Below are 25987 nucleotides of genomic sequence, written 5' to 3'. Positions count from 1 at the left end.
AGATCCACACACACAGACGGAGGCACCTCGCCATGAAGGACGACAGCTCGACCGACGGTTCGACTCCACGTGTGAGCGGTGGCTCCGCCGCCGGGTTGACCGACCGGCAGCGCCGTGTCCTCGAGGTGATCCGCACGTCGGTCAACGAGCGCGGTTACCCGCCGAGCATCCGTGAGATCGGCGACGCCGTGGGGCTCACCTCCACGTCGTCCGTCGCCCATCAGCTACGGACGCTGGAGCGGAAGGGGTTCCTCCGCCGGGACCCGAACCGTCCGCGCGCCGTCGACGTGCGCGGTCTCGACGAGGTCGCGGCGGGTGCCGCAGCGAACGCCGGCACCACCGCCGAGTTGGCCGCGGTCAAGTCCGGCACCGCTGGCGCCCCCCTGCCGGAGCCCACGTTCGTCCCGGTCCTCGGCCGGATCGCGGCCGGTGGCCCGATTCTCGCCGAGGAAGCCGTCGAGGACGTCTTCCCACTCCCCCGCGAACTCGTCGGCCAGGGTTCACTGTTCCTGCTCAAGGTCGTCGGCGAATCGATGATCGACGCCGCGATCTGCGACGGCGACTGGGTGGTGGTCCGGCAGCAGAACGTGGCCGACAACGGCGACATCGTGGCAGCGATGATCGACGGCGAAGCCACCGTGAAGACGTTCAAGCGCACCGACAGCGACGTGTGGCTGATGCCTCACAATCCGCTGTTCGATCCGATCCCCGGCAACGACGCCGTCATTCTGGGCAAGGTCGTCACCGTCATGCGCAAGATCTAGTCACTGCCGTCGGCAGACACGAGTGGGCCCCACGGCGATTCGCCGTGGGGCCCACTCGCATCCACCCCGGTACGGCCGGAGGCCGGAGTTCGTTGCAGATACGCAGGTCGCGCCTCGTCAGAGATCGAGTCCGCGTCCGATGATTTCCTTCATGATCTCGGTGGTCCCGCCGTAGATGGTCTGAACCCGAGAATCCATGTACGCCTTCGCGATCGGATACTCCTTCATGTACCCGTAGCCGCCGTGCAGCTGCAGGCACCGGTCGATCAGCCGGACCTGCGCCTCGGTGGTCCACCACTTGGCCATCGCCGCTTCCTGCACCGACAGCTTCTCGTCGTTGAGCAGCTCGATGAACTTGTCGACGAGTACGCGGACGGCCGTCGACTCCGTGGCGAGTTCGGCGAGCACGAAGCGCGTGTTCTGGAAGCTGCCGATCGACTTTCCGAAGGCCTTCCGGTCGCGGCAGTACTGGATCGTCATGTCCAGCGCCGATTCCATTGCGGCGGCGGCCACCACGGCGATCGACAGCCGTTCCTGCGGGAGGTTCTTCATCAGGTAGAGGAATCCCATGCCCTCCTCACCGAGAAGGTTGGCGGCGGGGACGCGAACGTCGGTGAAGCTCAACTCCGCGGTGTCCTGCGCCTTCATTCCGATCTTGTCGAGGTTGCGGCCGCGTTCGAAGCCCGGCATGTCCCGTTCGACCACCAGGAGGCTGAATCCCTGCGCCCCCTTGTCGGGATCGGTACACGCGACGACGATCACGAGGTCGGCGTTGATGCCGTTGGTGATGAACGTCTTGGAACCGTTGAGGACCCAGTCGTCGCCGTCGCGCACGGCGCGTGTCTTGATGCCCTGCAGGTCGCTGCCGGTCCCCGGCTCGGTCATCGCGATCGCCGTGATCAGCTCACCCGACGCGAAGCCGGGCAGCCACCGCTGCTTCTGCTCCTCGTTGCTCAGGTCGAGCAGATACGGTGCGACGACATCGTTGTGCAGGGTGAAGCCGATGCCGCTGTAGCCACCTCGGGTCGTCTCCTCGGTGATGATCGCGTTGTACCGGAAGTCGCGCACGCCACCGCCGCCGAACTCCTCCGGCACGGCCATGCCGAGGAAACCCTGTTTTCCGGCCTCGACCCACAGGCTGCGGTCGACGATGTTCTGCTCTTCCCACTTGGCGTGGTTCGGCTCGGCGTGCTGTGCGAGAAACTTGCGGTACGACTCCCGGAACAGTTCGTGCTCCGGTTCGAACAGGGTGCGCTCCACGCCGACTCCTCGTATCAACTGTCTGTTACGTCTCGTTCGAGATACGTCTCGTTCGACGGTAGAGGCGAGAACCTACAGGGTGAATGACCCAGGTGATCGGGATTCGTGACCCATCCGGTCACCGGGGTCAGGGCCTGCGGAACCGCGCGAGCCAGCGCATCACCGGGTAGGCGACGAGGATGCCCACCGAACCCCACGCGATGCCGCCCAGTTCCACCGATCCGATCGTCAGAGTCAGGTCGCCGATGCCGGCGACGAGCGCCGCGGCGACCACGGTGAGGTTCACGGGATCGGTGAAGTCGACGTCGGCGTCCATCCAGATGCGCACACCGAGGACGCCGATCAGCCCGTACAGCACGAGGGTGGCGCCGCCGATGACACCGTTCGGCACCGTGAACACGAGGGCCCCGAACTTCGGCGAGAACGCGAGAACCACGGCCGTGGCGGCGGCAACCCAGTAGGCAGCGGTGGAGTACACCCGCGTCGCGGCCATGACGCCGATGTTCTCGGCGTAGGTGGTGGTTCCGGAACCACCACCGAATCCGGCGAGGGTGGTGGCCAGTCCGTCCGCGACGAGGGCGTCGCCGGCGACGTCGTCGAGGGAACGACCCGTCATGGCCGACACCGCCTTGACGTGGCCGACGTTCTCGGCGATCAGGACGATCACCACCGGCAGGGTCAGCGCGATGACGGACCATTCGAACGTCGGTCCCCGCAGTTCGGGCACACCGAACCAGGCCGCGTCCCGCAACGCCGTCACCCGCTCCTCCGCGAGACCGCCGATCACGGCGGCGAACACCCAGCCGACGACGACGCCGACGAGGATGCCGAGGCGGCCCAGCAACCCCGGGCCGAGGACGGTCACGAGCAGGATCGCGAGCAGGGTGACCCCGGCGATCAGCGGTTGCGACTCGAACGAATCCACCGCGGTGGGTGCGAGATTGAGCCCGATCAGCGCCACCACCGCGCCGGTGACGACGGGCGGCATCACCGCGTCGATGACCCGCGACCCGGCCAGCTTCACCGCGACACCGATGACGAGCAGCAGCAGTCCCGCGGCCGCGACACCGCCGAGTTGCGCTGCGGGACCGGAACTCTGCGACGCCGTCAGCGGCGCGATGAATGCGAACGACGACCCCAGATAGCTCGGGATGCGACCGCGGGTGATGAGCAGGAACAGAACCGTCCCGATACCCGAGAACAGCAGCGTCGTGGTGACCGGGAACCCGGTGATCGTCGGCACCAGGAGGGTGGCGCCGAACATCGCGATGACGTGCTGCATCCCGATTCCGACCGTGCGCGGCCAGGTGAGGCGCTCGCCGGGAGCGACCACCTCACCCTCGCCGATCCGCCTGCCGTCGCCGTGCAGTGTCCACCCGAACGCGCGCGTGGTAGACGACGGGCCGTCAGCGCCGCCGACCGGACCGTCGGGGGTGTCGGGTGCGCCGGTTTCTCGTTTCGTCACAGTTGGCCAATCGTAGGCACGATCTGCGAGTGTCGCGCCCTCGGGACCGGATCCGGACGACAATCGTGACCGGAAACCGGGACTACGCGCCCAGCACCCGCACCGCCGCGGCTCGTGCCTCCGCGGGATCGCTGGTGGCGAGCACGTCCTCGGCGGCCCGGCGGCAGTCGTCCAGCGTGACCGATCCCACCTTCGCCCCCACACCGGACACGGCAGCACCGGCGCAGGACAGCGACGTGACACCGAGTCCGATCAGGACGCAGGCGAGCAGCGGATCGGCGGCGGCCTCGCCGCAGACACCGACCGGTTTGCCCGCCGCGACGCCGGCCTCGGCCGTGCGCGCGACGAGCGCGAGAACGGCCGGTTGCCAGGGATCGGTGAGCGAGGCCAGATCGGACGACATCCGGTCGGCGGCCATCGTGTACTGCGCGAGGTCGTTCGTGCCGATGGACAGGAAGTCGACGTGACGCAGAAGGCGGTCGGCCAGCAACGCCGCGGCAGGCACCTCGACCATCACCCCGGGCACGAGACCGCGGGCGCGGACCTCGGCCGCGAAGGATTCGGCCTCGGCGGGAGTCGAAATCATCGGCGCCATCACCCACGGCTGCGACTGCGTCTGCTTCGCCGCGGCGGCGACGGCGTCGAGTTGCCTGCTGAGGATGCCCGGGTTCTGTTCGGCGATGCGGATGCCGCGGACCCCGAGCGCGGGGTTCGCCTCGTCGGCGTGATTGGCGAAGCGCAGCGGCTTGTCCGACCCCGCGTCGAGGGTCCGGATCACCACTTTCCGGCCCGCGAACGCGTCGAGCACCTCGCCGTAGATCTCGGCCTGCTCGTCGACGCCGGGCTCGGAATCGCGGTCCAGGAAGCACAACTCGGTGCGGAACAGTCCGACGCCCTCGGCGGCGGTCCCGGACGCCGACCGCGCCCCGGCCCCGTCCTGCACGTTGGCCAGAATCGAGACGGCGTGCCCGTCGTTGGTGCGGCCCGGCCCTTCCCAGGACTGGATGCGGAGCCGCTCGGCGCGCCCGTGCTCCACGGCGGCGCGGGCCTCGACGGGGTCCGGTTCCATCACGAGTTCGCCCGCCGAGCCGTCGAGGAGCACGGGCGTGCCCGAGACGACGGATTCGAGATCACGCACCGCGACGACACACGGGATGCCCAGCTGCCGCGAGATGATCGCGGTGTGGCTCGTCGGGCCGCCGAGAACGGTCACGAGTCCGACGATCAGCTCCGGATCGAGACCGGCGGTGTCGGCGGGCGCGAGGTCCTGGGCGCAGAGGATCGACGGGGTCGTGGGCACGGGGATGCCCGGCTCGGGCAGGCCGAGGAGTTCGGAGACGACGCGGTCGCGGATGTCACGCAGGTCGGTCACGCGTTCGGCCATCAGCCCACCCATCTTGGTGAACAGGGTGACGAACTGCTCGGTGGCCTCCGCTGCCGCCTCCCCGGCCGGGGTTCCGCCGGCGATCAGCTTCTGCGCCGCACCGAGCCAGCCGCGGTCTGCGGCCATCGCCGCGTTCGCCTGCAGCACCTCGGCCGCGGCGCCGGAGACGCTCGCCGCGCGGTCGCGGAGTCGCTGCGACACCACGGCTGCCGCCTCCTCGAAGCGGACCTTCTCCGCGTCGCGCGACGCCTCGTCGATCCGGGCGGATCCGGGTGCGACCTCCGGCCGCGGGGCCGGCCAGATCACCGGCGCGTAGGCAATGCCCGGTACCACCGGCGTACCTCGCACGATTTCACGGTCTTCGGTCATCGGGTCCTCCTGGCCGGCTCGTTCTGTCGTCACACAGTCGGAAATGCGAATCGACTATGTGACGGAGATTACTCTCAACTCTTGACATGTCAACACACTCGGGCGTAAAACAACATGACACAACATTTCGTGTGATGCAGACCATAACGGATCTCGTCACCGAACACTTCATCGACGAGAACAGGAACGGGGTCACGGTGTATCCGGAAGAACGCCAGCAAGCGGTCACCACGCTGATCTCGCAGCGGGGGCGCATGTCGGTCGCCGACCTCTCCGACACATTCGGCGTCACCACCGAGACCGTGCGCCGCGACCTCGCGCTGCTCGAGCGCCTCGGCCACATCCGTCGCGTGCACGGCGGCGCGGTGCCCGCGAGTTCCCTCACCGTCACCGAACCCGGCATGACGGAGCGCGATCACACCCGCGCCGAGCAGAAGGACCGGATCGCCAAGCGCGCCGCCGCCTACCTGCCGCCGTCCGGTGGCAGCGTGCTGTTCGACGCGGGAACCACCACCGGGCGCATCATCCCCGAACTGCCGTCCGATCTGGACCTCACCGTGATCACCAACTCGGTGCCGATCGCGGCCCGGCTCGCCGGACTCAATTCGGTGACCCTCCACATGCTCGGCGGCCGCGTTCGCGGGATCACGCAGGCCGCCGTCGGCGAGGAGGCGCTGCGCATCCTCGACGTCCTCCGCGTCGACGTCGCGTTCATCGGCACCAATGCGCTCAGCGTCGGCCACGGTCTGTCCACACCGGACACCGAGGAGGCCGCCGTGAAGCGTGCGATGGTCCGCTGCGCCAACCACGTCGTCGTGGTCGCCGACTCGTCGAAGGTCGGCCGTGAGCACCTCGTGAGCTTCGCCCCCATCCACAGCGTCGACATCCTCGTCACCGACGCCGACATCACGCCCGCAGACCGAGCCCACTTCCACGACCAGGGAATCGAGGTGGTGATCGCATGATCGTCACGCTGACCGCCAATCCGAGCATCGACCGCACCGTCAACCTGCTCGGGCGCCTCGAACGGGGAACCGTCCTGCGCGCAGCCGCGACCCACAACGACCCGGGAGGCAAGGGTGTCAACGTCGCCCGCGCGCTCACGTCCGCCGGTGTCGACGCTGTCGCGGTGCTGCCCGGCAACGACGGCGACCCGCTGCTCACAGCCCTGTCCGAGCACGGGATCGAGCACGTGACCGTCGCGACGTCCGGTTCGGCACGCACCAACATCACGATCACCGAACCCGACGGCACCACCACCAAGATCAACGAACCCGGTGTCACGATGTCGGCCCGGTCCCTCGCCGACCTGCAGTCGGAGATCATCGAACGCGGGTCCCGGGCCGAATGGGTGGTGCTGTCCGGCTCCCTTCCGCCGGGCATCCCGGCCGACTGGTACGCCACGCTCGTCGAGGCGCTGCGCTCGGCATCGTGCCGGGTGGCCGTCGACACGTCGGACGCCCCGCTGCTGGCACTCGCGGACCGGTTCCCGGCAGCCTGCCCCGACCTCGTGAAGCCGAACAGCGAGGAACTCGCGCAACTCACCGGCGCCGACGGGCACCTGCTCGAGGAGTCCGCGCTGCGGGGAGACCCGACGGCCACCGCCCACGCGGGCAGGCAACTCGTGGACCGTGGGGTCGAAGCCGTCCTCGCCACGCTCGGCGCCGCGGGCGCCGTGCTCGTGACCGAGGCCGGCGCCTGGTGGGCGACGCCACCGCCGATCGTCGCCCGCAGCACCGTCGGCGCCGGCGACTCCTCACTGGCGGGCTACCTGGCAGCGCACCTGTCCGGCGCATCGCCTGCGGACTGCCTCCGATCCGCCGTCGCCTACGGCAGCGCGGCGGCCGCCCTCCCGGGCACCACCCTGCCGACCCCCGAACACGTCGACCTCGACGCCGTCACCGTCACCGCCCTCAGCTCCCCCGCCCCCGATCCGGCCTGAACCAGAAGGAAACACCATGTCTCACTCGACACCCGACCGCGATTCGGGGCCGCAGATCATCAGCGAAGATCTGATCTCCCTGGACACCGACCTCGGAGTCTCCAAGGAGGACGTGATCTCCGCGCTCTCCCAGCGTCTGGCGGACGCCGGTCGCGCCACCGAGGCGGACTCGCTCCGCGACGCCGCGCTCGCGCGCGAATCGCAATCGGCGACAGGACTTCCCGGCGGGATCGCGATCCCGCACTGCCGCTCGGAGGCTGTCGTCGCGGCGTCCCTCGGATTCGCCCGGCTCGCCCCGAAGGTCGACTTCGGCGCCCCCGACGGACCCGCCGATCTGGTGTTCCTCATCGCCGCGCCCGAGGGTGCGGGCGCGGAGCACATGAAGCTGCTGTCCTCGCTCGCCCGGGCGCTGGTGCGTCCGGCCTTCGTCGGGTCGCTGCGTGATGCGACGACCCCCGCCGAAATCGTCACCCTGGTCAACGACGTCCTGGCACCCGCGCCCGCAGCCGCACCTGCTGCCGCGACGGCCGCTGCAGCACCCGCCGCCGCTGCGGCCCCGGCTGCTGCCCCGGCTCCGGCCACGACACCCGAACCGGTCGCCCCGGAGAAGGAACCGGAGCCCGAGGCGGGACCGAAGCACATCGTCGCGGTCACGGCCTGCCCGACGGGCATCGCCCACACCTACATGGCCGCCGACTCCCTCGTCGCCGCCGGCGAACGCGCAGGCGTCGTCGTCCACGTGGAGACGCAGGGGTCGAGCGGCAGCACACCGCTGGCAGCCGGCGTGATCGCCGGCGCATCCGCCGTCATCTTCGCCACCGACGTCGGCGTGAAGGGCAAGGAGCGTTTCGCGGGCAAGCCGGTGGTGGCGTCGGGCGTCAAGCGCGCGATCAACGAGCCCGACACCATGATCACCGAGGCACTGCGCGCGGGGATGAACCCGTCCGCGGCGACCGTGGACGCGGGGAGCGCGGGCAGCGCGGCGGACGAGCCTGCCGGATCGGTCGGCTGGGGCACCCACCTGCGTCAGGTGCTGCTCACCGGTGTCAGCTACATGATCCCGTTCGTCGCCGCGGGTGGACTGCTGATCGCCCTCGGATTCCTGCTCGGCGGCTACGAGATCTCCGGTCCCGCGGAGGACATCGTCCTCAACAACTCCCTCGGCCAACTCCCCGACGGCGGCCTGACGACGTACCTGGGCGCCGTACTGTTCCAGCTGGGTTCGCTGGCGTTCAGCTTCCTCGTCCCCGCACTGGCCGGTTACATCGCCTTCGCGATCGCCGACCGGCCCGGTCTGGCACCGGGCTTCACCGCCGGTGCGGTGGCCGTCTTCGTCGGCGGCGGATTCATCGGAGGCCTCGTCGGCGGTCTGATCGCCGGTGCGGTCGCGCTGTGGATCAGCCGGATCCCGGTGCCCCAGTGGTTGCGCGGCCTGATGCCCGTGGTGATCATCCCGCTGTTCGCGACGCTGATCGTCGGCGCACTCATGTTCCTGGTCCTCGGCCGGCCCCTCGCCGCGATCACGAACGGCCTGACGGACTGGCTCAACGGACTGTCCGGCAGCTCCGTCATCTTCCTCGGCATCATTCTCGGACTGATGATGTGCTTCGACCTCGGCGGCCCGGTCAACAAGGCCGCGTACGCGTTCGCCGTGGCAGGCCTCAACGTCAACGACCCCGCCTCGCTGCGGATCATGGCGGCCGTGATGGCCGCGGGTATGGTCCCGCCGCTGGCGATGGCCCTCGCGTCGACCGTCCTGCGTCCCAGCCTGTTCAGCGAGGCGGAACGGGAGAACGGCAAGGCGGCCTGGCTCCTCGGCTCGGCGTTCATCTCGGAAGGCGCCATCCCGTTCGCCGCCGCCGACCCGCTGCGCGTCATCCCTTCGATGATGGCCGGCGGCGCCGTCACCGGCGCCCTGATCATGGCGTTCGACGTCACCCTCAGCGCGCCGCACGGCGGAATCTTCGTCTTCTTCGCCATCGGCAACCTGCTGTGGTTCCTGGTGTCGCTGGCCGCCGGTGTCGTCGTCGCCTCCCTGTGCGTCGTCGGCGCGAAGGAATTCATCAAGCCCGGCGCGTCCGACGCCGAACTCGACCCCGACGTTGCGACAGTCGCAGCGTAAGAGAAACAGATCGACCCGCACCACCCCCACCGACAGAGGAGAGAGTCCATGCCCAGCACCACAGTCGCCGTCGGTTCGTCCATCGGCCTGCACGCCCGTCCCGCCGCCGTCATCGCCGAAGCGGTAGCAGCCGCCGGTGTGCCAGTCACGCTGGCCGTGGCCGACGGTGAGCCCGTGGACGCCGGTTCCGCACTGCTCATCATGACGCTCGGCGCCACCAAGGGCACCGACGTCACGGTCACCAGCGACGACGCCGACGCCGTCGAGAAGGTCGCGCAGCTCGTGGCGGCCGACCTCGACGCCTGACCGGTACCCGGCCCGTCAGCTGGTGAGCCCCAGCTGACGGCCGGTCCAGTCCATCTCGCGTTCGAGTGCCGCACTCCAGGTGGCGCCCTCATGGCCACCGGGAAGTTCGTAGTACCGCACGTTCAGACCGGCCGCCCGCGCGGCAGCGAACATCCGCTGCTGCTGCGGGCGGTATTCGTCGTCCGCGGCCCCGGCCACGAACACCCCGGTCAACTCCGGGAACCGCCGTGTCTTCAGCACGTCCGCCGGATTGACCGCCGCGAACGCCCGCTCGTCGCCGCCGAACGTCGCCGCCACCGTCCCCGCGTGATCGCCGAGCGACGGCTCGTCTTGACCGAGGAAATCGAGGAACGTCGGGAAGGTCCCCGGATAGTTCACCGCCAGCTGGATCGAGCAGGTGCCACCGTAGGAGAATCCACCGATCGCCCACTGCGCCGGATCGTGCGACACCTGCAGGGACGTCTCGATCCAGGCGGGCACGTCGCGGGCCACGTAGGTGGCTGCGTTGCCGAGCGCCGAATCGAGGCACAGCGGATTCGCGTCCTGTGCCCCCAGCGCGTCGACCACCACGACGACCGGTGCGAGTCCGTCGTGCCGTGCGGCATACGCGTCCACGGTGGATCCCAGCCGTCCACTGCTGAACCAGTCCTGGGGCCGCCCCGGCTGTCCCGCGATCATCACCAGCACGGGGAGCACCGCCCGGGGTGACGTCAGGTACGCCGGCGGCAGGTACAGCACGGCCGGCCGGGCACCGAATCCGGACTCGGTGCCCGGAATCTCCACTTCGGTCACCACGCCGGAGCCGGGTGTGCGCACCGGGCGTCGCCACACCGAGTCCATCGGGGTCCCCGACTGCACGGCATTCTCGAACCCGGAGACGTCACCGAACGACACCGGCTCCACGACCGCCGGCGCGCGACGCCCCACCAGCGAACCCACGGTCGGGAAGACGCCGACCTCCGCGTTGACCTGACCCACCGCCGCGGCCGCGACCACGGCACCCGCCACAGCGATCACCCCGGACCGCCGGACTCCGGGCTTCCGGAGCAGGAGCGCCGCGGCGAGGACCAGGATGCCGACGGCGAGCCAGATCCAGGCATACCCGGTGAGGGGGATCTGGTTGGGCAGCGGACGGTACGCCGCCCACACGAAGCCTCCGATCACGGCGGTCACGGGCACCGCGACCGCGGCGGCGCCCACGATCGGGGGCCTCGGGGAACGAGACACCGCCAGCAGCACGACGACGCCCACCACCGCGGCCGCCGTCGACGCGCACTGAGCGCGCCCGTGCTCGAGCGACAGGTGGGCGATACGCGACAACAACTCGTGGGCCTGCACAACGCCCAGTATTCACATCGTGCCGCGCACCGAAAGAATCAGGCTCGCAACATTTCTCGCAAATCCGACCTATCGGGCACGACGGCGGACGAAGTAGCCGGCGACCACGACGAGCACGACCGCACCGCCGGCGATGCCGATCCCCCACTGCGTTCCCGGTGACTGCGCCGACGACTCGTCCGAGACGGCCTGGGCACGGGCCTGCTCCTGCACCCTCGACACCGCCCCGGGCAGCACCCGAATCGGTGGGACAGGCCCCTCCCGGGCCTCGGAGGCGATCAGAAGGTCGCCGTTGTCGGCGAACGCGACCGACTCCCCCTGCGGCTGTTCCGGCACGTGAGCGCGCACGGCGGGTCCGGCCGCGAACGCCGCGGCCAGGTCGCCGTCCGGAGCGGAGAACAGGAACACGTCGGAATAGTTGCGCACGGCGGCGACCGTCCCGTCGGCGGACACGGCCCCGCCGGTGAACATCGTCGAATGCACGGCCGGGGCCGTGGTGCCGCTGCCGGTGGTCGCGTCGTCGACGCCGTTCGTCGCGGAGACGTCCAGCGTTCCGACCTTCTCCAGCGGGGTCGGGCCGGGGCTCGCGAGATCGCCGACGGCGACACCCCCGACGGGCCGGTACACGTTGCCCGCCCCGAACACTTCCTTCGTGACGATCAGCGGGGTGCCGTCGCGTTGGACGAGGACCGTCTCGGCGTCGTGGGGGCCGTCCGGATACGTCAGCCGATGCAGTTCTCCGGCGCCCGTGTCACGGTCCATCGCGATCAACGCCACCGTCTCGCGCCTGCGTCCGTTGTCGCCGATGTCGGCCAGCCACAGCCGGCCGTCGGGGCCGGACGCCATGTCCTCCACGTCGTACGGGTCGACCGGCAGCGGCAGCCAGCGCTGCACGGCGCAATTCCCGTCCATCACGGCGACCGCGCGATCGGACCCGCTGTCGCCGACCGCGTAGAGCAGCCCGCCCGCCGACACGAGCCCCGACAGCTCTGCGAGCGAGGCCTCGTCCGGGGTGCCGGCCGCGGAATCGTCGGGAGTGCACAGCGGACCGAACTCCGACGCGTCGACCGCGGTCTGGTCGCGGAAGAACGGCTCGGCGAATCCGGTTCCCGCCGCGGCGAGCGGTGCGCACGCGGCGAACACGGCGACCGCCACGCGGGCGGACCACCGTGAGAGGTCAGGCACTGCCGCTGTACTCGACCAGTGCCGACGCCAGCGCTTCGGGCACCCGCGCGTGGACGCGCGTGCCGTCCTCCTCGTGGGAGGAGTCGAGGATCTGACCGTCCGAGTGGATCCGGGCCATCAGATCTCCCCGGTTGTACGGGAGGAGGACACTGACCTCGATCTCCGGGCGGACCAGGACGTCGCTCAGATGTGCCCGCAACTCGGCGATGCCCTCCCCGGTCCGGGCGGAGACGAACGACGCACCGGGCAGCAGACCACGCAGCTGGGTCAACGTGACGGGGTCGGCGGCGTCGATCTTGTTCACCACGATCAGCTCGGGCGGTGCCGCGGCGTCGTTCTCCCGGATCACCTCGGTGATCACCTCGTGGACGGCCTTGATCTGATCCGTGGGCAGCGGATCGGAACCGTCGACGACGTGCAGCAGCAGATCCGCGTCCGTCACTTCCTCGAGCGTCGAGCGGAACGCCTCGATCAGCTGCGTCGGCAGATGCCGCACGAAGCCGACGGTGTCGGTGAGGACGTATTCGCGGCCGTCGTCCAGAGCCGCCCGCCGGGTGGTGGGATCGAGGGTGGCGAACAGCGCGTTCTGCACCAGCACCCCGGATCCGGTCAACGCATTGAGCAGGCTCGACTTGCCGGCGTTCGTGTATCCGACGATCGCGATGGACGGGGTCTCGCTGCGCAGACGCCGGGTGCGTTTGGTGTCGCGGGCGGCCTTCATGCCCTTGATCTCGCGACGCAGCTTCGCCATCCGCTCACGGATACGACGGCGGTCCGTCTCGATCTTGGTCTCACCGGGACCACGCAGACCCACACCGCCGTTGCTGCCGGCGCGACCACCCGCCTGCCGGGACATCGATTCACCCCAGCCGCGCAGTCGGGGCAGCATGTATTCCATCTGGGCCAGCGCCACCTGCGCCTTGCCCTCCCTGGACGTGGCGTGCTGGGCGAAGATGTCGAGGATGAGGGCGGTCCGGTCGATGACCTTGACCTTGACGACCTTCTCCAGCGCGGTCAGCTGCGCCGGGGTGAGTTCACCGTCGCAGATGACGGTGTCGGCGCCGGTGGAGAGGACGACCTCGCGGAGCTCCTCGGCCTTGCCGGACCCGATGTAGGTGGCCGCGTCGGGTTTGTCCCGCCGCTGGACGAGGCCCTCGAGGACCTCCGATCCGGCGGTCTCGGCCAGCGCGGCGAGCTCGGCCATGCTGGATTCGGCCTGCGCGGCGGTTCCCTGGGTCCAGACACCGACGAGCACCACGCGTTCGAGGCGCAGCTGCCGGTATTCGACCTCGGTGACGTCGGTGAGCTCGGTGGAGAGCCCGGCAACTCGGCGCAGCGCGCTGCGGTCCTCGAGTTGCATCTCGCCGACCGAAGGGCGCCCGTCGTCGTAGGCGAACTCAGTGGAGTCGGAGATCGGCGATTCTTCTGTGCGATGTGTTTTCGTCATACACCCTCATGATCCCACGGAATGTCGAGGGCGTGCACGCGCATTTCGCGCAGGGCGATCAGGCGAGACCGTTCCACCAGTTGTCGTCGAGGTTCCCGGACGCCACCAGGACGGACGGTCCGCGCAACGTCGACCGTCCGCCGGACAGCGCCACCATGACCTGACCACCGGGAATGCGGACGTTCACCTCCCCGGACTCTGCGCCGTCGAAGCGCAGTGCGGCGGTGGCCGCGGCCACCGTGCCGGTACCGCACGACCGGGTCTCGCCGACCCCGCGCTCGTGCACCCGCATGTCCACGGCGCCGGAATCGATGCGGGTGAGGATCTCCACGTTGACGCCGTGCGGGAAGAACCCGGGGTCGAACCCGGGTGCTGCGGTCAGATCGAGGGCGGACAGCGACGCCGCCGTGAGGTGCGCGTCGACACACGCCAGGTGCGGATTGCCGACGTCGATGCCGATGCCGTTGAACACCTTGCCGTCGATGGTCGCGGCGCTGGTTCCGAGGTCCCGCACCACCCCCATGTCGACGGTGACCTCGCCGACGGAGCCGTCGGCCGAGTGCACGATCACCGGTTTGCCGCCGGCCCGGCTGCCGACCACGAACTCGTCGCGCGTCTCGAGACCGGTCGAGCGGAGGTAGTGGGCGAAGACGCGGACACCGTTGCCGCACATTTCCGCGATCGACCCGTCGGCGTTGCGGTAGTCCATGAACCAGTCGTCCTCGGACGTGCCGTCCGGGAGTTCGGCGAGCACGCCGGCAGCGGCCAGCGCACCGGCCTTGGCGACGCGCAAGATTCCGTCGGCGCCGAGTCCGCGCCTGCGATCGCACAGCGCCGACACCCGAGGGGCGGACAGATCGATGCGGACGTCGGGATCCGGGAGGACCACGAAGTCGTTCTCGGTGCCGTGTCCCTTGCTGAAATCCATGCGCACCACTCTAACCAACCGCCGAGGGGGGTCCGGTTCATCTGCGCTGCCGGGCGATTTCGTAGAGGGCGACGGCGCCGGCGGAGGGGGCGCCGAGGGAACTGGCCGCGCCCCCGATCGGGATGTTGACGACCGTGTCGCACGCGCTGCGCCACGCGGCGCTCATCCCGCGGGTCTCGTTGCCGATCACGAGCACGGTGCCGCCGCCGAAGTCGTGGGCGTCGATGGTGACGGAACCGGTCTCGTCCGTCCCGACGATGTGCAGTTCGGTTCCGGACGCTCTCCTCGCTTCGCGGAAGGCGAGGATCTCGTCGACGGACGACACGGTGACGACCGGCATCGCGAAGAGCGATCCGGTGGAGGCGCGGACGCTGCGGGGGTCGAACGGGTCGGCGCCGTGGCCGACCACGACGACCGCGTCGGCGCCGAACGCGTTGGCGGAGCGGACGAGGGTGCCCAGATTTCCGGGTGAGGTGGGCCGGTCGAACACGACGATCAGGGGGACGGACTGCAGCCGCAGGTCCTTCAGTCGCGGGGCGCGGGTCTTCGCGACCGCGATCAGTTCCGGCGCGGTGTCGGTCTTCTCGCCGAGTTCGGTCATCAGTTCGGCGCTGACACCGATCTGTTCGACGGATCGGGTCGCGAGCAGTTCCCGCGCCCAGTCGGACAGCGGTGGGCCGTCGATGCGGTGCAGCAGCGATTCGATGGGCCAGTGGTGTTCCAGGGCGAGGTTGAGGGGGCGCACACCCTGGATCAGGAAGCGTCCCGCCTTCGTCCGCTTGGCGCGGTTGGTGAGGTACGACTGCCATTGCTGGAAGCGGGCGTTGCGGGTGGTCACCAGCACGGACGAGGCCGGACGGTGCCGTGCGGACGGTGTTCGGCTCATCGTTCTCCCAGTGTTCGCGTCTCGTCGAGGGTGCGGATCGTGGCGTCCGCGAGGTCGGGGGTGTTTCCGTCGACCCAGTGGATGCGGGGGTCGCGGCGGAACCAGGACCGTTGCCTGCGCACGTAGCGCCGGGTGCCGATGAACGTGCGTTCCTCGGCCTCGGCCAGGTCGTATTCGCCGTCGAGCCAGGCGAGGACCTGCGCGTACCCGATGGCCCGGGGTGCGGTGACGCCCTCGCGCAGTCCGACGTCGATCAGCCCGCGCACCTCGTCGACGAGTCCCTGTTCGAACATCAGCCGGGTGCGGAGCCTGATCCGGTCGTCGAGTGCGGCGGTGTCGCGGTCGACGCCGACGATGTGTGTGCCCCAGCGCGGTTGGCCGATGCGCGGGGCGGACGCCGCGAACGGCCTGCCGGTGATCTCGACGACCTCGAGGGCCCGGACCAGGCGCCTGCCGTCGGTGGGGAGGATCGACGCGGCGGCGTCGGGATCCACCCGGCTCAGCTCTGCGTGGACGGCCGCGACGCCCTTCTCGGCGAGGACGGCTTCCCACCGCGCCCGTACCGACGCATCGGTGGCGGGAAATCTCCACTCGTCGAGCAGCGACTGCACGTACATCATCGATCCGCCGACGATGACCGGCACGGCGCCGCGAGCGGCGATGGCCTCCACGTCGCGGACCGCGGCCTGCTGATAACTCGCGACGGTGGCCGTCTGCGTCACGTCGAGCACGTCGAGTTGGTGATGCGGAATTCCGCGGCGTTCGGCCGGGGCGAGTTTGGCGGTGCCGATGTCCATGCCCCGGTACAGCTGCATGGCGTCGATGTTGACGATCTCGCCGCCGAGGCGTTCGGCCAGCTCCAGCGCGAGATCCGACTTTCCGGTGGCGGTCGGTCCGACGACGGCGATCGGCACGGGTGAGGTCACGGACGCCACTCCCCCACGTGGTAGCCCACTCCGTAGGGAGCCGCGCTGTACAGCGTCCGGCAGGCGGCGGGTGCAGCGTCGAACACGCCGGCGAGGACCTGCCACGGGACGCGCCCACCGATGCCGAGGGCGGCGCACTCGGCGGGGTCGAGGGCGAGCAGCGCCTCCCGGTCGCCGGTGTCGAGGGCCGCGTCGACGCGGGCCTGCACGCCTTCCGCGCGGGGGTCGAACGCGCCCGGCGCCTTCGCGGTGAGTGTGTTCGCCCCGTCCGCGACGATCACCAGTCCGCGCGGCTCGGGGTCCCGGTCCAGGTACGCGCGCAGTTCCGCGCCGTAGGCGGCGCACTGCTGCGGCGAGAGGTCGGCGGCGAGGACCCTCGCGTCGACGACGGCGTCCGGCGCGCACGTTCCCCGGATCCACCCGGCCGTCAGCACCGCGAGCGGCAGGTCCGGGTCGGGCTCGCCGGCGGGACCGGGCCGCAGTGTGACCCGCACGTCGACGCCGTAGCCGCGGTAGGTGCCCTGCGCGTCGGCTCGCACCTCCGCCGCGGCGGGCGCCGCGCCGACCGCCACCCATTCGGTGGCGATCGCGGACAGTGCCTTCGCCGCCGCCTGGACCGCGTCCCGCAGCGGCGCCGTCTCCGCAGCGGCCGCCCCGGTCAGTTCGGGTACCAGCAACGGTGGGGACGGCACGAGGATGGCAGCGGTGAACACACAGTCACGCTAGTCGACCGCTGGCACGGACCCGACATCCGATTCGGGCACTGCCGTCAATCGGTACCAACACGGACCGTCCGACCTGATTCAATAGTCCACAGGGCCCGTACCGGGTTGAATGGAGCCAGCACCCGTCCCGGGTCGTATGGAGCCAGTATTGCGTTCAGGCAGCCGTGACGCGCGGCAGAGATGAGGAACCGATGACCGACAGCAGCGACGCGAAGCCCGCCGTGGAGCCTGCCGCTCAGCAGCACGACACACCGAAGCCCAGCGTCCCGAAGCCGGGTGCCGCCGCAAAACCGGGTGCACCCAAGCCCCACCCCACACCGACGCACGCCCTCTCCGCACCCGCCGTCGCCGCCCCGGCCCACAGTGATCCGAGCGAGTTCGGCCGCGTCGACGACGACGGCACCGCGTGGGTCAAGACCGCGGACGGCGAACGGCAGATCGGGTCGTGGCAGGCCGGAGACGCGGCGGAGGGCCTGGCGCACTTCGGTCGGCGCTTCGACGATCTCGCCACCGAAGTGGCCCTCCTCGAGGCCCGGCTCAATTCCGGTGCGGGCGACGCGAAGAAGACGAAGGCGGCCGCTGTCGCGCTGGCCGACTCCCTCCCGACCGCCGCGGTGATCGGCGACATCGACTCCCTCTCCGCGCGACTCGACGTCATCATCGCCGGATCCGACGAGGCGGCCGCCCACGCCAAGCACGAGAAGGAACTGTCGCGGCAGGCGCACACCGAACGCAAGGAAGAACTGGCCGCCGAGGCGGAACAGATCGGTGCCGAGTCCACGCAGTGGAAGGCCGCCGGCGACCGGTTGCGCGAGATCCTGGACGAGTGGAAGACGATCCGCGGGATCGACCGGAAGGTCGACGACGCCCTGTGGAAGCGGTATTCCAAGGCGCGGGAGGCGTTCAACCGGCGACGCGGCGCGCATTTCGCCGAACTCGACCGTGAGCGCGCCGCTGCGAAGACCAAGAAGGAAGAACTCGTCCAGCGGGCGGAGGCACTGTCCGACTCCACCGACTGGGGGCCCACGGCCGGAGCCTTCCGCGATCTGCTCGCCGAATGGAAGGCCGCCGGACGCGCACCCCGGGAAGCCGACGACAACCTGTGGAAGCGGTTCAAGGGCGCTCAGGACGTGTTCTTCGCCGCCCGCAACGCCGCATCCTCCGAACGCGACGCCGAATTCGAGGAGAACGCGGTCGCCAAGGAGGAGTTGCTGAAGAACGCCGGCCACATCGATCCGTCCAAGGACATCGACGCGGCGCGGGCCGCACTGCGCGACCTGCAGGAGAAGTGGGACGCCATCGGGAAGGTGCCCCGCGAGCGGATGCACGACCTCGAGGGCAAGCTGCGGGCCATCGAGAAGCGCGTCCGCGACGCCGCCGACGAGGAATGGCGCCGCACCGACCCGGAGGCGCTCGCCCGGGCCGCGCAGTTCCGTGAGCGGGTCACGCAGTTCGAGGAGCAGGCCGCCAAGGCCACCGCGGCGGGCAAGACGAAGGACGCCGAGAGCGCCCTCGCGCAGGCCAAGCAGTGGCGCGAATGGGCCGAGGCGGCAGAGGGTGCCGTCAGCGGCCAGTAGGCACGATCAGCCGACGTTCCAGTCGCCGCGTCGCTCCGCTTCGGCGGCAGCGGCGCGGCGTTCCTCTTCCGCGGCCAGCTGCAGCGCGGTCCGGCTCCAGACCACCTTCAACCAGTGGAACGTCAGCACGATGACGGTGAGCCAGCCGATGACCAGCCCGATGCCCGGTCCGGCCGCTTCGACGCCGGGCGCCGGTGTCTGCCGCGACCAGATGGCGAGCATGCCGAACACGATGGACACGGCGGTTCCGGCGAGGGCCACCCACGCGAGCGCCCAGCGGCGGGTGACGAGCGCGAGCATCGACACGACGACCCCGAACACCACCTCGAACCACACGAACAGCCGCGACGGCAGCGCGATCGTCTCCGCGCGGGCGTCGTCCCCGTACACCAGCACCTCCCAGCCGTTGGCGATGCCGGAATGCGGCAACGTCAGCGAACCGAGCAGCACGACCACCGCGACGGCGACGACGAGCGCACGCGCCCCGGGGTCGATCTCACCGGCCACCTTCTTCTCGGCGGCGTCGAAATCCTTCAGGTAGCTCTCGATCGGCTCGTTCGCGTCACTCGGATCCTCGTGGCGCTGGTCGTCGAACTGCGGGGTCATGCGTTGCATCCCATCTGAGCGGGTAGTGGTGCGGGCGCACCGATCTGCGGCAGTCCGAGTCCCACGCCGATCGGCGGGGTCTTCGGGGTGACGCCCTTCTCGAACGAGTCGCCTGCGCGGGTGCGGCGGTGGGTCAGGACCGGGGTGTCCGCGACGAGGTGGTGCGGGGCGGCGGCGCTGATCACGATGGTGACGACGTCGCCGGGCCGGACGTGTCCGTCGAGGTTCCCCTCCGGCCGGAAGTGGACGAGCCGGCCGTCGCGGGCGCGCCCGCTCATCCGGGCGGTCTCCGCGTTCTTGCGGCCCTCCCCGGCAGCGACGAGCAGTTCCACCTCGGCGCCGACGAGCTTCTGGTTCTCCTCGAGTGTGATCTGTTCCTGCAACGCGATGAGACGTTCGTACCGTTCCTGCACGACGGCCTTGGGCAGCTGGTCGTCCATGTCCGCCGCCGGGGTGCCGGGCCGCTTGGAGTACTGGAAGGTGAACGCGCTCGTGAAGCGTGCCTGCCGGACGACGTCGAGCGTGTCCTGGAAGTCTTCCTCGGTCTCACCGGGGAAGCCCACGATGATGTCGGTGGTGATCGCCGCGTGCGGCATCGCGGTGCGGACCTTCTCGATGATCCCCAGGAACCGCGACTTCCGGTAGGAGCGGCGCATCGCCTTCAGGATCCGGTCCGAACCGGATTGCAGCGGCATGTGCAGCTGGGGGCACACATTGGGGGTCTCGGCCATCGCCTCGATGACGTCGTCGGTGAACTCGGCCGGGTGCGGCGACGTGAATCGGACGCGCTCGAGCCCGTCGATCTCGCCGCAGGCGCGCAGCAGCGCGGCGAAGGCGCCGCGGTCGCGGGGCTGGTCGGGGTCGGCGAAGGAGACGCCGTACGCGTTGACGTTCTGCCCGAGCAGCGTGACCTCCACGACGCCCTCGTTCACCAGTGCCTGCACCTCGGCCAGGATGTCGCCGGGACGCCGGTCGACCTCCTTGCCGCGCAGCGCGGGCACGATGCAGAACGTGCACGTGTTGTTACATCCCACCGAGATGGACACCCAGCCGGCGTACGCCGACTCCCGTTTGGCGGGCAGCGTCGACGGAAACGCCTCGAGCGCATCGAGGATCTCGACCTCGGCCCGATGATTGTGGCGTGCCCGGTCCAGGAGCGCCGGGAGCGAACCGATGTTGTGGGTGCCGAACACCACGTCCACCCACGGCGCCTTCTTCACGACCACGTCGCGGTCCTTCTGCGCCAGGCACCCGCCGACCGCGATCTGCATGTCGGGATTCAGTTCCTTCGCCGGCGCCAGATGGCTCAGGTTGCCGTACAGCTTGTTGTCGGCGTTCTCCCGCACCGCGCAGGTGTTGAAGACGACGAGGTCGGGCGACTGCCCGGCGGCCGCCTTCGTGTAGCCGGCGTCCTCGAGGAGCCCCGACAACCGCTCGGAGTCGTGCACGTTCATCTGGCAGCCGTACGTGCGCACCTCGTAGCTGCGGTGAGGGGTCTGGTCGATCGTGTCCACGTATGCCAGGGTACGGCCCGCGCCAAATCGCCTCGTCGCGGCCGGTGTGCGACAGGACACACGACCGACGCCGGACAGTAAAGTTTCCGTGACATCCCGAGGATTCTCGGAGCAAATGACAGGTGCTCCCGCTCCCAGCACATAGGGTCATCGACTATGACGCAAGCCGACGACGCGACGCCGACGCCCTCCACGGGCGCGGCCCCGTCCATGATCTCGATGAAATCGGTGAACAAACACTTCGGCGCCCTCCACGTCCTCCAGGAGATCGACCTCGAGGTTCCACGGGGACAGGTCGTGATCGTCCTGGGACCGTCGGGATCCGGGAAGTCGACGCTGTGCCGGACCATCAACCGCCTCGAACCCATCGACTCCGGTGAGATCGCGGTGGACGGCAAGGTGCTGCCCGCCGAGGGCAAGGCCCTGGCGGCGCTGCGCGCCGACGTGGGCATGGTGTTCCAGTCGTTCAACCTGTTCGCCCACAAGACGATCCTCGAGAACGTGATGCTCGCACCGGTGAAGGTGCGGAAGAAGAGCAGCGCCGACGCGAAGAAGACGGCCTACGAACTCCTCGAAAGGGTCGGCATCGCCAACCAGGCGGACAAGTACCCGGCGCAGTTGTCGGGCGGTCAGCAGCAGCGTGTCGCGATCGCCCGCGCGCTCGCCATGAACCCCAAAGTCATGCTGTTCGACGAGCCGACGTCCGCGCTCGACCCGGAAATGGTCAACGAAGTCCTCGACGTCATGACCTCACTCGCCAAGGAAGGCATGACCATGCTCGTGGTGACCCACGAGATGGGCTTCGCCCGTAAGGCCGGCGACCGTGTTCTCTTCATGGCCGACGGCCAGATCGTCGAGGACTCCGAGCCCGCCACCTTCTTCACCGCGCCCAAATCCGAGCGCGCGAAGGACTTTCTCGGCAAAATTCTCAGCCACTGATCGGAGCGGGCACCCGCTGCGGTGCCCTCTCGGTCGACCGTGCTCCACAGGCAACACCCGTCATTTCAATTGGAGGAACTCGATGAGGATCAACCGCTCGATTCGTGTGGGAATCGGCGTCATGGCGCTCGCCGTCGTCGCATCGGCCTGTGGCGGAGGTGAAGAGAAGAGCGCCTCCCAGAGCGCGTCGGAGGGCAAACTCACAGTCGGTATCAAGTACGACCAGCCCGGCCTCGGACTGCGCAACCCCGATGGTTCCTTCAGCGGTTTCGACGTCGAGGTGGCCGAGTACATCGCAGGCAAGCTGGGTGTCGCGCCCGAGAACATCGAGTTCAAGGAGTCCCCGTCGGCTCAGCGCGAGACGTTGATCCAGAACGGTGAGGTCGACTACATCGTCGCCACCTACTCGATCACCGACGCCCGCAAGGAGAAGGTCGACTTCGCCGGGCCGTACTTCATCGCCGGCCAGTCGCTCCTGGTGAAGTCCGACAACACCGACATCACCGGCCCCGATTCGCTCAACGGCGGAAAGAAGCTGTGCTCCGTCACCGGGTCCACCCCGGCGCAGAAGGTCAAGGACACGTACGCGCAGGACGTGCAGTTGCAGGAGTTCGACACGTACTCCGCGTGCGTCGAGGCCCTGCGGAACGGTGCCGTCGACGCCGTCACCACCGACGACATCATCCTCGCCGGCTACGCGGCGCAGTACCCGGGCGAGCTGAAGGTGGTCGGCCAGCCGTTCACCCAGGAGCGCTACGGCGTCGGCCTGGCCAAGGGTGACGACGAGACTCGCGGCAAGATCAACGACGCCATCGAGGCGATGATCGCGGACGGTTCGTGGGAGCGCGCGTTCAACGAGACCGTCGGCGCGTCGGGCTACCCGATCCCCGCGCCGCCGACCGTCGATCGGTACTGAGCAACTCACTCATCCGGGTCGGACGACTCCCCTTTCGTGGAGTCGTCCGACCCGGTTCGACGCCAACCACCGGTGACCTGGGGAGACGGTAAGTGGACCTACTGAGCAAATACAGCGATCAGCTGATCGACGCGTTCTGGACGACGGTGCAGCTGACCGCGTTCTCGGCTGTCGGTGCTCTGATACTCGGCACCATCCTCGCGGCCATGAGGGTGTCGCCGATCCCGGTTGCGCGCGGCGTCGGCGCGGCGTACGTGACGATCTTCCGGAACACTCCCCTGACGCTCATCATCATCTTCTGCTCGTTCGGGCTCTTCCAGACGATGGGCGTCAAGCTCGCCCCCGAGCAGTCACCGACGTTCTTCGAGGAGAACAACTTCCGGCTCGCCGTGCTCGGCCTCAGCATCTACACCGCGGCCTTCGTCTGCGAGTCGCTGCGGTCCGGTATCAACACCGTGCACGTCGGCCAGGCGGAGGCGGGCCGGTCGCTCGGTCTCACGTTCTCCCAGAATCTGCGGCTCATCGTGCTGCCGCAGGCATTCCGCGCGGTCACCGCGCCCCTCGGCAGCGTGCTGATCGCCCTGACGAAGAACACGACGATCGCCTCGGTGATCGGCGTGGCGGAGGCATCGCTCCTGATGAAGGAAATGATCGAGAACGAGGCCGCCATCTTCGTCGTCGGTGGCATCTTCGCGCTCGGATTCGTGATCCTGACCCTGCCGATGGGGCTCCTGTTCGGATACCTGAGCAAGCGATTCGAGGTTGCACGATGAGCAATTCCGCCACCGTCCTCTACGACGCGCCGGGACCGAAGGCGAAGAACATCTACCGCCTGATCTCGGTGGCCGTCGCCCTCGCGCTGCTGGTAATCGGCTACTTCGTCTACGCCGCACTCGACGACAAGGGCCAGCTGACCGCGGCGAAATGGGAACCGTTCACCGAATCGACCTCGTGGACCACCTATCTCATTCCCGGCATCCGCGGCACCCTCGTCGCGGCCGCCGTGTCGATCGTGTTCGCGTTGATCCTCGGCGCGATCCTCGGCATCGGACGCCTGTCGGACCACCGCCCGGTGCGATGGGTCGCGGGCGGGATCGTCGAACTGTTCCGCGCCATCCCGGTGCTGATCCTGATGATCTTCTCGTACCAGTTGTTCGCCGAGTACGAGGTGTTCAAGTCGAAATACCTTGCGCTCGCCGCGGTCATCGTGGGCCTCACGCTGTACAACGGCTCGGTGATCGCCGAAATCGTCCGGGCAGGCATCAACTCGCTTCCCAAGGGCCAGAGCGAGGCCGCCATGGCACTGGGGATGCGCAAGAGCCAGGTCATGCGCACCATTTTGCTGCCGCAGGCCGTCACGGCGATGCTCCCCGCGATCATCTCGCAGATGGTGGTCGCCCTGAAGGACTCCGCGCTCGGTTACCTCATCGGCTACGTCGAAGTGGTGCGGTCGGGTCAGCAACTCGGTGCGTTCTACGGCAACTACCTGCCTGCCCTGATCGTGGTGGCGATCATCATGATCGTCCTCAACTACACGCTCACCGTGGTGGCGACCAGGGTGGAGAAGCGGCTGCGGGCCGCCCGGAAGGGCGGCGGGCCCCGGGGGGCCGTTCCCGAGCTTCCCGCGGTGTCCGTTCCGGGCATGGACATCACCGACAAGCGGCTGTGACGCGGGATCGCTTCCGAGACGAACAACACCGCGTCTGAGACGGCAACTGCGGTCGGATGGGAACTCGGTTCCCGTCCGACCGCAGTGTCATTCGTCGTGCCGTAGTCCGGTCGTGATCGTGGTCAGGTTTCGTCGAACAGGCCGTCGGTGTCCGCGCCGGCACGGTCGAGTTGCTCCTTGACGACCTCGAACGCCATGCCCTGGGGGAACCCACGGCGCGCCAGCATGGACACCAGCCGGCGGACTGCCCGGTCACGGTCGTCCGCCGCCACGGTGCGCAACTTCTTCGCAACCAGTTCGGTGGCTCGCGCTCGTTCGTCTTCGCTGTCGATCTGCGCGAGGGCTTCGGTGGCGTCTTCCTGACCGATGCCTTTGCGGCGCAGCTCCATTGCGAGCGCACGCTTCCCCTTGCCGGAGTACGTGTGCCGCGAATGCACCCACTGCTGGGCGAAGTCGGCGTCGTTGACGAGCCCGACCTCGGTGAGCCGATCCAGTACACGCTCGGCGATGTCGGCCGAGTAGCCCTTCTTCGCCAGACGGTCGGACAACTCCGCTCGACTCCGGGCACGGTCCGTCAGGAGACGCAGGCACAGATCCTTCGCCTGCGTCTCCGTTCCACCTTCGCCAGTGGGACGCACGGCGGCGCCTAGAACTCGACCGGCGCGGCGTCGTCCGTAGCAGCAGCAGTGACGTCGGCGCCGATTCCGAGCTTTTCCTTGATCTTCTTCTCGATCTCGTCCCGGATGTCGGTGTTCTCCAACAGGAACTTGCGGGCGTTCTCCTTGCCCTGCCCCAGCTGGTCGCCTTCGTAGGTGTACCAGGAACCCGACTTGCGGATGAACCCGTGTTCGACACCCATGTCGATCAGCGAGCCTTCCTTGCTGATTCCCTGGCCGTAGAGAATGTCGAACTCAGCCTGCTTGAACGGCGGCGCGACCTTGTTCTTGACCACCTTGACGCGCGTGCGGTTACCCACCGCGTCGGTGCCGTCCTTCAGGGTCTCGATCCGCCGCACGTCGAGGCGAACGGACGAGTAGAACTTCAACGCCTTACCACCGGTGGTGGTCTCGGGGGAACCGAACATGACGCCGATCTTCTCGCGCAGCTGGTTGATGAAGATCGCGGTGGTGCCGGAGTTGCTGAGCGCGCCGGTCATCTTCCGGAGCGCCTGGCTCATCAGACGTGCCTGCAGACCCACGTGGCTGTCGCCCATCTCGCCCTCGATCTCGGCGCGCGGGACGAGCGCGGCCACGGAGTCGACGACGAGGATGTCGAGGGCGCCGGAGCGGATCAGCATGTCTGCGATCTCGAGCGCCTGCTCACCGGTGTCGGGCTGCGACACCAGCAGTGCGTCGGTGTCGACACCGAGCTTCTGGGCGTAGTCGGGGTCGAGTGCGTGCTCGGCGTCGATGAACGCGGCGATGCCGCCGGCCGCCTGGGCGTTGGCGACCGCGTGCAGAGCGACGGTGGTCTTACCCGAGGATTCCGGGCCGTAGATCTCGACGACACGGCCGCGGGGCAGCCCGCCGATGCCGAGGGCGACGTCCAGCGAGATGGAACCGGTCGGGATGACGGCGATGGGCTGACGGACACCTTCGCCCAGGCGCATCACCGAGCCCTTGCCGAAGTTCTTGTCGATCTGCGCCAGCGCGAGGTCGAGCGCCTTGTCTCGATCGTGTGCCTGTGGTGCCATCGTCGTCCCCATTCTCGAGTCTCATC

The 25987-nt window shown here is 69.0% G+C and carries 24 protein-coding genes; 10 read left to right on the top strand and 14 right to left on the bottom strand.

What is annotated here, in order from left to right; all coding sequences use genetic code 11:
- Positions 1-32 precede the first annotated feature (32 nt).
- Positions 33-764 carry a transcriptional repressor LexA gene (gene lexA, locus ACFU5V_RS20265; RefSeq protein WP_378433633.1) on the top strand — a complete coding sequence of 244 codons (732 nt, stop codon included), beginning with the start codon at positions 33-35 and terminating at the stop codon, positions 762-764.
- Between the two features lie 117 nt (positions 765-881).
- Here lexA and ACFU5V_RS20260 read toward each other — a convergent pair whose 3' ends face one another.
- The 3 genes from ACFU5V_RS20260 to ptsP form a co-directional block, all read right to left on the bottom strand.
- Positions 882-2024 (bottom strand): acyl-CoA dehydrogenase family protein, encoded by a 1143-nt coding sequence (locus ACFU5V_RS20260; RefSeq protein ID WP_378440373.1) that lies wholly within the window; start codon positions 2022-2024, stop codon positions 882-884.
- Positions 2025-2151: 127 nt separating this feature from the next.
- The gene (locus tag ACFU5V_RS20255; protein ID WP_378701434.1) at positions 2152-3489 is read right to left on the bottom strand and encodes a uracil-xanthine permease family protein; all 1338 of its coding nucleotides are present in this window, start codon (positions 3487-3489) and stop codon (positions 2152-2154) included.
- Between the two features lie 82 nt (positions 3490-3571).
- Entirely contained in the window at positions 3572-5242 is a 1671-nt protein-coding gene (ptsP, locus tag ACFU5V_RS20250; protein ID WP_378701432.1) for a phosphoenolpyruvate--protein phosphotransferase, read from the bottom strand.
- Between the two features lie 197 nt (positions 5243-5439).
- Here ptsP and ACFU5V_RS20245 point away from each other — a divergent pair, with 197 nt between their 5' ends.
- The 4 genes from ACFU5V_RS20245 to ACFU5V_RS20230 are packed head-to-tail and all read left to right on the top strand — an operon-like array spanning position 5440 to position 9612.
- Positions 5440-6207: a DeoR/GlpR family DNA-binding transcription regulator gene (locus ACFU5V_RS20245; RefSeq protein WP_378440375.1), complete on the top strand. Its 768-nt coding sequence runs from the start codon at positions 5440-5442 to the stop codon at positions 6205-6207.
- Entirely contained in the window at positions 6204-7184 is a 981-nt protein-coding gene (pfkB, locus tag ACFU5V_RS20240; protein ID WP_378701430.1) for a 1-phosphofructokinase, read from the top strand. The genes ACFU5V_RS20245 and pfkB overlap by 4 nt, the downstream gene beginning before the upstream one ends.
- Positions 7185-7200: 16 nt before the next feature.
- Complete coding sequence (locus ACFU5V_RS20235) at positions 7201-9306, top strand: fructose-specific PTS transporter subunit EIIC (RefSeq protein WP_378701428.1); 2106 nt, start codon at positions 7201-7203, stop codon at positions 9304-9306.
- Between the two features lie 48 nt (positions 9307-9354).
- Complete coding sequence (locus ACFU5V_RS20230; protein WP_005261132.1) at positions 9355-9612, top strand: HPr family phosphocarrier protein; 258 nt, start codon at positions 9355-9357, stop codon at positions 9610-9612.
- Positions 9613-9627: 15 nt separating this feature from the next.
- Here the strand turns inward: ACFU5V_RS20230 and ACFU5V_RS20225 are convergent, their stop codons facing one another.
- The 7 genes from ACFU5V_RS20225 to ACFU5V_RS20195 form a co-directional block, all read right to left on the bottom strand.
- Complete coding sequence (locus ACFU5V_RS20225) at positions 9628-10950, bottom strand: alpha/beta hydrolase (protein ID WP_378701425.1); 1323 nt, start codon at positions 10948-10950, stop codon at positions 9628-9630.
- 69 nt (positions 10951-11019) lie between these two features.
- Complete coding sequence (locus tag ACFU5V_RS20220) at positions 11020-12135, bottom strand: hypothetical protein (RefSeq protein WP_378701423.1); 1116 nt, start codon at positions 12133-12135, stop codon at positions 11020-11022.
- Entirely contained in the window at positions 12128-13582 is a 1455-nt protein-coding gene (gene hflX / locus ACFU5V_RS20215; protein WP_072942400.1) for a GTPase HflX, read from the bottom strand. The genes ACFU5V_RS20220 and hflX overlap by 8 nt, the downstream gene beginning before the upstream one ends.
- 58 nt (positions 13583-13640) lie before the next feature.
- Positions 13641-14510, bottom strand: a complete 870-nt coding sequence (gene dapF, locus ACFU5V_RS20210; RefSeq protein ID WP_378701421.1) for a diaminopimelate epimerase — start codon at positions 14508-14510, stop codon at positions 13641-13643.
- A 37-nt stretch (positions 14511-14547) separates the two neighbouring features.
- Positions 14548-15396, bottom strand: a complete 849-nt coding sequence (locus ACFU5V_RS20205) for a TrmH family RNA methyltransferase (protein ID WP_378701418.1) — start codon at positions 15394-15396, stop codon at positions 14548-14550.
- A complete protein-coding gene (miaA, locus tag ACFU5V_RS20200; RefSeq protein WP_378440596.1) occupies positions 15393-16322 on the bottom strand; it encodes a tRNA (adenosine(37)-N6)-dimethylallyltransferase MiaA in 930 nt (309 codons plus the stop codon). Before miaA ends, ACFU5V_RS20205 begins: the two co-directional genes overlap by 4 nt.
- Positions 16319-17035 carry a class III extradiol dioxygenase subunit B-like domain-containing protein gene (locus ACFU5V_RS20195; protein WP_378440594.1) on the bottom strand — a complete coding sequence of 239 codons (717 nt, stop codon included), beginning with the start codon at positions 17033-17035 and terminating at the stop codon, positions 16319-16321. The genes miaA and ACFU5V_RS20195 overlap by 4 nt, the downstream gene beginning before the upstream one ends.
- Before the next feature lie 203 nt (positions 17036-17238).
- Here ACFU5V_RS20195 and ACFU5V_RS20190 point away from each other — a divergent pair, with 203 nt between their 5' ends.
- Positions 17239-18624 (top strand): DUF349 domain-containing protein, encoded by a 1386-nt coding sequence (locus ACFU5V_RS20190; RefSeq protein WP_378440592.1) that lies wholly within the window; start codon positions 17239-17241, stop codon positions 18622-18624.
- Positions 18625-18630: 6 nt separating this feature from the next.
- Here ACFU5V_RS20190 and ACFU5V_RS20185 read toward each other — a convergent pair whose 3' ends face one another.
- Positions 18631-19230: a hypothetical protein gene (locus ACFU5V_RS20185; protein ID WP_378440590.1), complete on the bottom strand. Its 600-nt coding sequence runs from the start codon at positions 19228-19230 to the stop codon at positions 18631-18633.
- Entirely contained in the window at positions 19227-20744 is a 1518-nt protein-coding gene (gene miaB, locus ACFU5V_RS20180; protein WP_378440588.1) for a tRNA (N6-isopentenyl adenosine(37)-C2)-methylthiotransferase MiaB, read from the bottom strand. The genes ACFU5V_RS20185 and miaB overlap by 4 nt, the downstream gene beginning before the upstream one ends.
- Before the next feature lie 210 nt (positions 20745-20954).
- Between miaB and gluA the strand changes: the two genes are divergently transcribed.
- The 4 genes from gluA to ACFU5V_RS20160 all read left to right on the top strand — a co-directional run bounded on the left by gluA (position 20955) and on the right by ACFU5V_RS20160 (position 24268).
- Positions 20955-21683: a glutamate ABC transporter ATP-binding protein GluA gene (gene gluA / locus ACFU5V_RS20175; protein ID WP_087555993.1), complete on the top strand. Its 729-nt coding sequence runs from the start codon at positions 20955-20957 to the stop codon at positions 21681-21683.
- An 82-nt stretch (positions 21684-21765) separates the two neighbouring features.
- Positions 21766-22599, top strand: coding sequence for a glutamate ABC transporter substrate-binding protein (locus ACFU5V_RS20170; protein ID WP_378440586.1), 834 nt, complete (start codon positions 21766-21768; stop codon positions 22597-22599).
- A 92-nt stretch (positions 22600-22691) separates the two neighbouring features.
- Entirely contained in the window at positions 22692-23372 is a 681-nt protein-coding gene (locus ACFU5V_RS20165; RefSeq protein WP_015890437.1) for an amino acid ABC transporter permease, read from the top strand.
- Positions 23369-24268 (top strand): amino acid ABC transporter permease, encoded by a 900-nt coding sequence (locus tag ACFU5V_RS20160; protein ID WP_378434861.1) that lies wholly within the window; start codon positions 23369-23371, stop codon positions 24266-24268. The genes ACFU5V_RS20165 and ACFU5V_RS20160 overlap by 4 nt, the downstream gene beginning before the upstream one ends.
- Before the next feature lie 122 nt (positions 24269-24390).
- Here ACFU5V_RS20160 and recX read toward each other — a convergent pair whose 3' ends face one another.
- A complete protein-coding gene (gene recX, locus ACFU5V_RS20155; protein ID WP_378434859.1) occupies positions 24391-24906 on the bottom strand; it encodes a recombination regulator RecX in 516 nt (171 codons plus the stop codon).
- Between the two features lie 8 nt (positions 24907-24914).
- Positions 24915-25961: a recombinase RecA gene (gene recA, locus ACFU5V_RS20150; protein ID WP_015890434.1), complete on the bottom strand. Its 1047-nt coding sequence runs from the start codon at positions 25959-25961 to the stop codon at positions 24915-24917.
- Between the last annotated feature and the right edge of the window lie 26 nt (positions 25962-25987).

Source organism: Rhodococcus sp. NPDC057529 (assembly GCF_042802055.1).
Taxonomy (GTDB): domain Bacteria; phylum Actinomycetota; class Actinomycetes; order Mycobacteriales; family Mycobacteriaceae; genus Rhodococcus_F.
Note: the sequence above shows the minus strand (reverse complement) of the source record. Positions and strands in the feature narration are given on the sequence as shown.